We start from the raw sequence: 10320 nt of genomic DNA on the forward strand, positions 1-10320 counted from the left end.
TTCAAGCGATATTGATTATCAATCAGCATCGAGTTTCTTATGTAAATAGGGACCTTAACCAGTAACCTATTATTAATCATGTAGTTAATAGTATAATTCACATCCCCACCAATGCCCGAATATAATAATAGGTGCTGCGTAATTTCTTTCATTGTTCGCTTAGTGTTTTTTGTGAAAAAAAACAAAATACGAACAACACTAAAGTTGATATGTTGCATTCTCATTCCCAATAATTTTAATGTGTACCTGACAATTACCATGAATACCTATTTCAAAGTAACTACCATTATTTAAAAATTATTCTACTAACTTCCCGAACAATGAATGTATCACTACTGTACCGACAACCTAAAAGCATCAAACTCAAAAAGTGTATGTGATGACACTAGCACAGCATGGTATTTATAATTCTAGTGGCCATTTTATATAAGTGGATTAGGTTATTAACTGCCTAAAGGGTAATAGAGCAATAGTGATAAAGGAGCAGAAAATCAGGGGAGAACTGTATCTTGGTGAATTATGAATTAAGCAAATAACTATTTAAGCAAACCTGTAAATAATTCTGTGTAACTGCGGTTTTTAAATGTAATCTTTAAGACGGTCTTCGAACGTTATCATAAAACGATTCAAGGCCGTTTTCCAATTTCTTATTGGCATCGTCCATTTCTTTGATGCATCCATGATAGCAAGATAAACCACCTTCTTAGCCGAATCATCGGTTGGGAACACTTTACGTTTCTTGATAGCTTTACGTATTACGCTGTTCAGGGACTCAATGGCATTGGTCGTATATATTGCTTTTCTGATGTCCTCAGGGTAGCTAAAAAACGTATTAAGGTTATGCCAATGAGCACGCCATGAACGACTAATTTGCGGGTACCTCTCATTCCATTTATCACTAAACTCATCCAGTGCTTTTAAGGCTTCATCCTCAGTTACTGCACGATAGATTCCTTTTAAATCACCTGTCAGTTCTTTGTAATCCTTCCAAGGCTATTCTGGTCTAATTGAACTGGACACTTTAATTTTGGATAATACTATCCACTAAAGGAGTGAGCATGAAGACTAGAAGACAATACAAAACTTATACAAGTGAATTTAAAACTGAAGCATTAGCATTAATCAGTGAACAAGGTTATAGCGTTCAAGAGGCTGCATCTGCTTTAAACGTCACGACTAGCCTACTTTACAGCTGGAAACAAAAAGCAGAGGAACATGCTAATTCAACGGTTAATTCTGATGAACGATCTGAGTTATTGACCTTGCGCAAAGAAGTAAAACAGCTACGTATGGAGAAAGAAATACTAAAAAAGGCCAGTGCCTTCTTCGCAAAAGAAATGAAGTAAAGTTTAGGTTCTCGTCAGTTGTGTAAGAATTTAAGATTGGCAGGCTTCAGTGTTGGGCGTTATCGTACTCGCAGTATCATGCGTAAGCTAAAGCTAGTCGTGAGACAGCGTCAGGCATATAAAATAACAACCAAGCGCAAACACAGTGATAGCGTTGCCGATAATCTATTAAGGCAGCAGTTTAATCCTAAGTACGCAAACTTAGTTTGGGCAGGTGACGTCACCTATTTGAGAACCAATCAAGGCTGGATGTATTTAGCCGTCGTCATGGACTTATACTCTCGTGAGGTTATCGGTTGGTCACTATCAAAACGCATGACGGTTGATTTAGTTGAGCGAGCATTACAAATGGCGATTAACATCAGACGACCTGAGCCTGGGTTAATGTTTCACAGTGATCGTGGTTCTCAATATACAAGTGGACGATTTACTCAGTTACTGAGCAAATATAAAATAATAGCCTCAATGAGCAGTGTTGGAGCTTGTTTAGATAACGCAGTTGTAGAACGATTTTTTGGCAGTTTAAAGAATGAATGGTTATTAAATGTTGTTCACTTAACACGTGATGCAATGAAGATGGATGGATGCTGAAGAATATATCCGTTATTACAACCACGAACGGCTTCATACAACACTCGGCGACTTAACGCCGATTAACTATGAAAATTTACAAAGTCAGGTGTCCGGTTGGGCTTGACCAGAATACCCCATGTGTACATAGAAAATACCGAAGAGGTGAATAAGCTAATCAATAATAAGCTTTTCTTTTTCATATATCCCCTCTATTTTTAAAATATTACCTTATAATTTTTATAGGTTAAAATAATTTAAACTACCTGCGAATTGTTCCCCCTCATTAAACGGATATAAAGTTGACTATTATTACGAAATGAAAGCCAACTGCATTTACTATGCAGCTCTTTCCGCTTAGATTGCACTTAAAATGACTATCGCTTCAATGCAACAACTCTTTTTAACATCAGCCTAAATAACAGGAACAGTGTTTTGGGAAAACCTATAAGCTTTCCCAAAACATAATTGATTGTTCCCAAAGCTCAAGAAACTGCAACCACAATCACATAAACAAATAAATCCAATCTTTTCATCACAACAACCATCGAGAAACAATAGCCAGAACAACATAAGATAAAGCAATCCCAAAATACGTATTAATCCACCTTTTCTTATGCAAGCACAGGGTTATACCTATGCTTTATGAGCGACTTTTTAGGGGTCACTTAGCAACATGACAGATTGGCTTCATCGTACTATGGAGGTGAATGTCTTCAATAAAGTCATTCGCGTAGTAGTAACTATTAGGCTGCCAGTGGTCGACTCCTGCAATCCAAGACCTAAAAAACGAACCCTCACCCCCTAACATTGCACCTCCGATTGACGTCAGACCTACGTACATGTCCCACGTCGGTTCTTCTGTCGGGGGTCTTGGGTATTCGATGGGACCTTCTCCTGGCCATCCTTCAGTCATACCTTCGAGTTTAGCACCTGCTCTGTATTCGAGGGTCGTACCATTTGGTGAAAAGGCCTCCAGTCCAGTGTCCATCTGTTTACTCTCTTTGAACGTATCCACTAAATTCAACGAGACTTCCGTCATCACCGCATCTATTTCATGAATCGTTTTTTCCTCCACGTCCCACTTTTTACCGTTTGGTGCTGGTAATATCATGTCGAGCCTTTCGCAGAAAGCTGCATAGTCAGTCTTAGCAGACATGAATAAGCATGTGTTCAGTCTATGCAATTCAGGATTAATAGCTGTCTGCAGGTCATCAGGATCTACCGGACTGCACCTTTGCCACCTGACTTCTGGCGGGAACTTACCTACCTCAGTTTCCGTGGGCGGTGTTGTTATGTAAAATGAACTGGTTTCATATATGCTCATGATACCGTGCTCTGGTTCAATCGTCACACTCAAAGAACCAACGTCCATTGCCCCCTTACCATCCGATACTAAATAACTCACCCAGTGATCTCCAACTGCGGCTTTAAGCGTAATGCTCTTATCGTCCAATGGAGAGAGCGTGACGTTCGCGGTCAGACTAACTACATCAGTAACCGAAAAATCTGTTGCACCAGAAACATAAGGAGTAACATCAATAACATCATCTTTGTTTGAGAACACATGAGTACCTTTTTCGGCTACTATCGGTGTCGTCGCAGTATTAGCCACTGAAATATTTACCTGGCCAATCTTTGTATCACCAGTCGTGTCAACCAGAGAATATAATATCTGGTCTAGCCCGATTGAACGCCCTGTATACGTTATCTCATTAGCTTTAATCTCGACCTTGCCGTCGCCGTAAAGAATAAACTCTGAACTCAGTTCATAACCGACTTCAGGGGTAATCTCTATAACAACAGACTCGTTAATAAGCTGAGCAGATGCAAGCGGTTCTAAGACAGGTTCATCGGTGCTTGAGATGACAATCAATTTACCCGACGCATGCTCACCCGTAATGCGATCCATTAACGTGTATTGATATTCACAGACAGCACTATCTATTTGCAATCCAAACCCAACTTCTTGCTTTTCTACTAAATTACACTGTCCTGTATCTTCATTTTCAATGGCATCAATGAGCTTTAAATCGCTTAGCTCAAGTGATGTAGGGTCATCTGCTGACTCAACATAAGGCAACAAACTTACAAAACCCGGCTCAAATGGGGGCAACGTTTTCAAGGCATTGGTAGCAACACGTAAACGCTTCGTACCATCTTCATTATTATCTTGGGGGCTATGGCAAGCGACTAACAATGTCGTTAATAAAGCACTGACCGCCATTTTTATTTTAATTCTCATTTTCATTTTCATTATTTTCATTATTTTCAAAAAACTCATCGGTTATTCAAAAACCAAGAGGGCAGTCCTTCGCACTAAAAAACATACTTGATAAGTACCACAATGACCTATCAACGATTTAAAACGGGCCTAACTTAAATTGTGTGTCGTAAGTTTTTCTCAAATAGACTCCCGTCGCATTAAGGCGTATTAATACGCACATAAAGTATAAGTAGCTATCACCCCACCTCACAACAGTCAGTACTAATTGATATTCGCATCATTTAAAAACAGTGTGTCTATATCGTTATTGTGAAGCTCACGTTGCTTTAATTAGCTTTAGATAAAACCTAAACAACAATAAAATAATCTCACCATCTATGTTCACTCACCTTTCTTTATCTAAGCACTGGTTTTATTGTCGTTTCATCAGGGACAGACAGACACCACCGAAACAGCAGTTGCTGTGACGCCGGAATAGCTGTTAAATGCGTGAACTATCTGTTTTGCATTCGTGTCAGATGATATATCGAATGTTTTTTCTTTTTCTGAAGTATCTAATGATAGGCCTTGCTTGCGCCAGTACAGTTCATCCGCCTCTGCGACAATAAGCTGATGAAAATTTAACCGTTACCTCAGCGTGCTTCCTAGAGCACGCTGAAAAATAGGGCTAATAGTTTATATTCCTCTCGGCAACTACTTATCAACATAGCACATGGGTTTAATTGTGCTTGATAAGTGCTTACCATTTACTGCCCCGGCAGAATACCCGACATTTCCGTCTGAAATTCTCCACTGATAAAATGATAAACGCGTATCGTACGTTAATGGCCCTAGAGATGGAACGCCAGCTATGAGTTCAACTCCTGGATTGCCAGGTGCGTACTCAACATACTCATCACTGTCATACTCGTTAGTCGGGTCCATACCTCCTATAAGCAGAACATTGGAATGCTGAGCGAAATTGTTTGTAAAGTCTAAAGCTGCACTAAACCTTGCGTCGGAGACCTCGTTATTTTGTTCTCTAAAAAATGATTGGATGTACATACCGAATTGACTGACCGCGTTATAATTCTCTCCATTAAAGCCGTCTTCTGGTCCATGCTTCCATGTCCCACCATTTGGGGCAGGGATAACCTCATTCATCGTCTGACAATACGCCTCAATCTCTCTATCTCTACTACTTAAGCACGCAAACTCCTCTAATAGATCATAGTTAGCAGCGTATATAATAGGTCCATCTACTTTTTCGGGCAATACAGGACTACATCTGCGCCACCTAACTCCCGATGCGCTGAACTTATCCGTTTCGGCAGCTCTCGGTGGTGTCGTTAAGTAATGGTTCGGTGTTGATATTATCCGCATATTGCTGTGTAGAGATGGACTTTGCACTGTAACCTTGATTTGACCGACGTCGAGCGCCCCCTTGCCATCGGAAACTAAATAGCTCAACCAATGTTCCCCCGCCGTAGGGTTATCGACATTAATCACCTTATCGTTAATTGCATCGACCGAGACGTTTAGCGAAAGACTCGTTACCTCTACAATAGAGTAGTCGGACGCGACTGCTGACACGTATAGAGCAGTGTCAATTTTACTATAATCATATGAATAAGGCCCATTAAAAGTCCCCATAGACATTTCTGTATTCTTTTCGGCTACTATCGGTGTTGTAGTCGTATTCGCCACTGAAACATTTATCTGGCCGATTTTAGTTTCACCGCTCGATGACTCAACCAAAGAATACAGTATCTGGTCTAACCCCACTGAGTGCCCTGTGTAGGTTATTTCGTTGTTATTGCTATCAATAGCGACCTCGCCATCCCCGTAAAGAATAAACTCGTCACTCAATTCATAACCGAGTTCAGGCGTAATCACTATAACAGCAGGCTCATCAATAATCTGAGGAGATGATAGCGGTGCTAATACAGGTTCATCAGAGCTTGACGCAACGACGAATAGTTTACCTGAATCCGATTGCCCCGTACTGTTATCCTTTAGCGTATACTCGTATTCACAGACAGCGCCAGTTATTTGCAATTCAAATCCGGCCCCAACCTGATTAGCTAATTCACATTGTTCGTCGCCTTCAATTCCAAAGGCGTAAATTAGCTCTAAATCTCTTAATTCAAGTGATGCAAGGTCCTCTGCTGAGCTTACATAGGGTAACAAACTTACAAAACCCGACTCAAATGGAGGCAACGTTTTCAATGCATTGGTAGCAACACGTAAACGCTTCGTACCATCTTCATTATTATCTTGGGGGCTATGGCAAGCGACTAACAATGTCGTTAATAACGCACCGACCGCCATTTTCATTTTCATTTTCATTTTCACTTTCATTCTCATTCTTTTAAAAAACTCACCGGTTATTCAAAAACCAACGGTGCACTCTTCCCTATAATTCTTAGCCTAAAAAACATACTTGATAAATATCACGACGACCTATTAACGATTTAAAATAGGCCTAAGTTAAATTGTGTGTCGTAAGTTTTTCTCAAATAGACTCCCCTCGCATTAAGGGGGATTAATACGCACATAAAGTATGAATAACTAAAAAACCACCTCTCAACGGTCAGTGCTATTTGATATTCGTATCATTTAAAAATCGTGTCCATATATCGTTATTATGAAGCTCACGTTTCTTAATTAGCTTTAGATAAAACCTAAACAACAAACAATCTCATCATTTATCAACAATACATACTGGTTTAATTGTCGATTCCGCAGGGTTTGACGTGATCCACGGAACTACCGAAATTCTAGGAACCTCGTTCATAATAATTAATACTACGTTGTTATTTGGCGGCAAAACTTCCTCAACCCCGACTGAAATAATTCCATAGATCTGAGGCCCCACCTCGTTCATCTGAGCATGCATTCGGTGTTGATCTGAACTAGCAACAACCTGGAGTGCGAACATGCTTCTAGGGATGTCGTGATCATACTGCGCTTGAGAAACCCAAGACGCTATCTCCGAAGATCTTAATCTTGCATTTGCTATAGTAGTTACTCCGTCCCATTCAGCTCCGTTAGGTGAAGGCAACATGATATCTAGTGCTTCGCAGTAATTAGTGTACGAAGTTGTGTCGTTGAGACTTAAGCATGCTAATTCTGTGTGCAGATCTTTGTTAATTAACGGGATATTAAAACCTTCTAAGTAATTTGGGTTGCATATCTGCCACTCAACTCCTTCTATCTGTAGCGCGTCACTTTCTCGGGGCGGTGTTGTAAGGTATACATTGTCCGTCTCTACTATGTTAGCCTTGTCATACAGAGACGGATGACCAAAGGACGTGAATGGAGTTGATACCAATTTATATTTCCCTCTATGATCTGATAATAACACCGTCAAATCAGAATCTACTTCTCCATATGGGTTTGCTTTCTCTACCATTAGCGAGAGTGGGTTATTGTGGTCTATCGTGACAGTGACGTTGGGATCGCTGTTAAATGCGCTGACTATCTGTTTTGCATTCGTGTCAGATGATATATCGAATGTTTTTTCTTTTTCTGGTGCATCTAACGATAGGCCTTGCGTGTTCCAGTACATGTTAGTTCCCGTATAACTTGCTGTAGCGAGACTTATTTCGCCTATGCCCTTCCCACCATTATCTTCTTCTGTGGTATATATAATACGGCTGTATCCGGCAAATTCTGAATTAATAAATATTTCAGACTCTGATACTACTCCTGCGCGAGCCGTACCCAAAACTGTTACCACAGGATCTAATACGCCAGTCAGTGCCAACGAGAATCTGCTCTGATCCCCAACTATGGTGGTTAACGTTTCTGTCGGATATTTAGTCCCTGATATCGCTTTAACAAGTAACGTTGCTGAATTGGATATGGTCTCCTCACCTTCGACGATGTCTAAAATTCGATATGAATACTCGCACAAACCTTCAACTGTATTTGTGATATCGACAGTCATCCCATTGATATCATCTTCATGGCAATTGCCATTGCTATCTGTTGTTTCTAGTTTTAGTACTGCTTGTTCTGATATACCTGAAATATAATCGGTCATGTTAACCTTAAAACTATCGTTAGCACTTCCTGCTGCCACGACGTTTGGCACGACCAAAGAACGGTTGTTCTCATCGGGTTCAGTACCGCTTTGACATGCTGTTAAAGCCAATAATGAAAGGCTTACCCATATTGCACATTGTATTAAAGAATATTTCATAATTTTTATCTCTATAAAGTGTTTTGCCTTTTAAAGCAGTGCTTAAAAGTAAAAGACACGTTGACGCTTATTTAATGGGTAAAAAAACTTCATCACCTGGATAGATAAGATTTACATCTTCAAAGTTACATCTATTTAAATCGATGAGCTCTTCTGCTTGGATGGCTAATTTCCCTGCTATTTTGTGGAAGTTATCATCTTTCACCACATAATAAATATCCCCTGTATTGTTCGCGCATAGTTCTATTTTTTCAGGGTAATACACTTCATCATCTGGGTAGATAAGATTTACATCTTCAAACTTACACCTATTTAAATCAATAAGTTCTTCTGCTTGGATGGCTAATTTCCCTGCTATTTTATGGAAATTATCATCTTTTACCACGTTATAAACTCTATATTCCTCGCCACCACATTGAGTAAGCTCAGGCGGTACGACTACTTTTTTAGAAGGTGCCACATAGATATCACTCTCGATAACACGTGGTGTTTTTTTCTCCGCAAAAGTGTATTTTACACCTAACTGTAGGGCATATATATCCCCCTGTTGCTTATTGTGTGGTTCGTTATAATAACGATAACCCAAGTCAACACTCCATGAAGGAGACAAATGACGCCGCACACCAACCCCAGCTAATAAGCTTCCTCCAGCACTACGTCCACCTAAATCAGCATAAACTGAAAAATCCTCTGATAAGGGTTGGTCCCATGTTAAATAAAGCTCTCCCGCAAGAGAATCCGACATTTCAGCGCTATTTCCAACAAACGAAGATATTGCACCGTTAATGTAAAGATTTGGAAAAAATTCATAACCAGCTCCAACTGAGAGTAGCGTCATATCGGACTGGTCATCTTTACCTATTGCATAACCACTGTGTGCGTGAAACGAGAAATCATCTTTATTCTCTAAAATGAAATTTGCTTGCACTACTTGTGGAAAAATAACACAAGAAGTTAGAGACACAAATTTAAATATTTGGTTCGAAAATAAGTATGAACGAATCATAATGGTCTCCCTCTTCTATATTTACTAAATCGACATTGTCGAAACCCACAGTTAATGAAAATGGAGCAATTAACCCGTTCGAACTAGGGATTGTTGTTTCACTATTTACAACAGAGCCGTTACTCACTAAGCTAGTATCGGCACAACCTAAGCAGTCCACGCTGTATGGGATAGAGGAAGATGTACCTTTCACAAGCTCATAATCTCTGTTTGCGTCCTTTAAAGAAAGCTTCACGCCAGACGGTAGTTTACCGGTCACCAGCCCTTGAAAGTTAGTTGTGCCTGAAACTTGCTCTTGGTGGTTATAAGTTGTTTTAATGATACCATCACCAATCAAGTCGACATTGGTAATATAAGCGGCTTCATAATCTATCTCAATAACCAAATGGTGCGTATTGATTTGTCGCGTATAAACACCTGAAGAGTCAAAAACATAATCATAAAAATTTGACCACATTACTGTTCCACGATAGAGACCTGAGTCTTGACCATCTAACTTCAGCTCTAGCTCAGCCGGATCTATATGAAAAACCGGACGAATGAATGCATAAGGCTGCTTAGGAGGTGTATTAACAAGACTCTCTTTGTAATAACAATTACTACCACTTAAGGTAACCATCGCGCCACTACCAATGGCATCTGTACAAACAGTACCTGTTGATGGGCTACCTGTAGAAGGCGTTGCTCCCCCCGCATTATATTGCAACCCTATCAAGCTAATATCTACGTAAACACTACCTATTGGACCATGCATTAGTATTGACGGTGGCGGAGGCGTATAAAAACCACCCGGCAACCATTCTGATGTAGGCATCAGTTTTCCTGCGATATCCCAATGTGAAGGGACAATATGATCATCTCCCTGAATTGAAAAAGCAGAGGTCCAACGAATTTGCTTGCCATCAAAAGAGCCTTTAGCAATAGAAGAAGCCCCCATTGATATGGAGTTCCAACACACACTAAGAAGCAAGATGAAATATTTCAT

General features: G+C 40.0%; 5 protein-coding genes and 2 pseudogenes. 1 reads left to right on the top strand and 6 read right to left on the bottom strand.

Annotated features, from left to right (window positions below):
* Positions 1-579: 579 nt before the first annotated feature.
* Positions 580-990: pseudogene (locus QQK09_RS14590) on the bottom strand (transposase); the annotation flags it as partial.
* Positions 991-1058: 68 nt separating this feature from the next.
* Between QQK09_RS14590 and QQK09_RS14595 the strand changes: the two are divergent.
* Positions 1059-2043 (top strand): annotated as a pseudogene (locus QQK09_RS14595) (IS3 family transposase).
* Positions 2044-2580: 537 nt separating this feature from the next.
* Here QQK09_RS14595 and QQK09_RS14600 read toward each other — a convergent pair.
* The 5 genes from QQK09_RS14600 to QQK09_RS14620 all read right to left on the bottom strand — a co-directional run bounded on the left by QQK09_RS14600 (position 2581) and on the right by QQK09_RS14620 (position 10320).
* Complete coding sequence (locus QQK09_RS14600) at positions 2581-4173, bottom strand: hypothetical protein (RefSeq protein ID WP_284204899.1); 1593 nt, start codon at positions 4171-4173, stop codon at positions 2581-2583.
* Between the two features lie 663 nt (positions 4174-4836).
* The gene (locus QQK09_RS14605; protein WP_284204900.1) at positions 4837-6483 is read right to left on the bottom strand and encodes a hypothetical protein; all 1647 of its coding nucleotides are present in this window, start codon (positions 6481-6483) and stop codon (positions 4837-4839) included.
* A gap of 343 nt (positions 6484-6826) precedes the next feature.
* Positions 6827-8329, bottom strand: coding sequence for a hypothetical protein (locus QQK09_RS14610; protein WP_284204901.1), 1503 nt, complete (start codon positions 8327-8329; stop codon positions 6827-6829).
* Between the two features lie 67 nt (positions 8330-8396).
* On the bottom strand, positions 8397-9335 hold the full coding sequence (locus tag QQK09_RS14615) for a LysM peptidoglycan-binding domain-containing protein (protein WP_284204902.1): 939 nt from the start codon (positions 9333-9335) through the stop codon (positions 8397-8399).
* Positions 9298-10320, bottom strand: a complete 1023-nt coding sequence (locus QQK09_RS14620; protein WP_284204903.1) for a hypothetical protein — start codon at positions 10318-10320, stop codon at positions 9298-9300. The genes QQK09_RS14615 and QQK09_RS14620 overlap by 38 nt, the downstream gene beginning before the upstream one ends.

The organism is Psychromonas marina (assembly GCF_030161115.1).
GTDB lineage: Bacteria > Pseudomonadota > Gammaproteobacteria > Enterobacterales > Psychromonadaceae > Psychromonas > Psychromonas marina.